Annotated in this window: 1 protein-coding gene; it reads right to left on the bottom strand. The window is 41.7% G+C overall.

From position 1 onward, the window contains the following. Nucleotides 1-139: 139 nt before the first annotated feature. On the bottom strand, nucleotides 140-463 hold a 324-nt coding region (locus ACU8YE_RS25000; protein WP_446930238.1), incomplete at its 5' end, for a uracil-DNA glycosylase.

Below are 463 nucleotides of genomic sequence, written 5' to 3'. Positions count from 1 at the left end.
AATGATAGTTTTGTGATTGCTCATCAAATGTTTGAATGGGCGACTGAATGACCGTTCCGTGCACTGCAGTGATTGTTGGCTTTGGTCCTAAAAGTCGTTGCAACCCAATATTCCCCAGTGTCAAAATTAGTTCAGGTTGTCAAACAGCGATTTCCCAATCAAGCAAAGGTGCAAAAATTTTGATTTCTTCTTTGGTTGGCGTTCGATTAGGAAATTTGGTTACTCTTTCTCCCGTTTTTGCAATCTGCTTCGTTTTTACAGAAAAAGGCCGACTCCTAACCGCACTGGTGATATACACCGTTTCACGACTTAAGCCAACTTGTTGTAATTGTTCCATCAACAATTGACCTGAACGCCCTATAAATGGTACGTTTTCTTTAATTTCTTCTTTTCCAGGGGCTTCCCCAATCAGCATCACTTTTGGCTGTTGCGGACCTTGACCTTCCACAAAACCTTCTAATGG

The sequence above is a fragment of the Ralstonia sp. VS2407 genome, from assembly GCF_052950655.1.
Note: the sequence above shows the minus strand (reverse complement) of the source record. Positions and strands in the feature narration are given on the sequence as shown.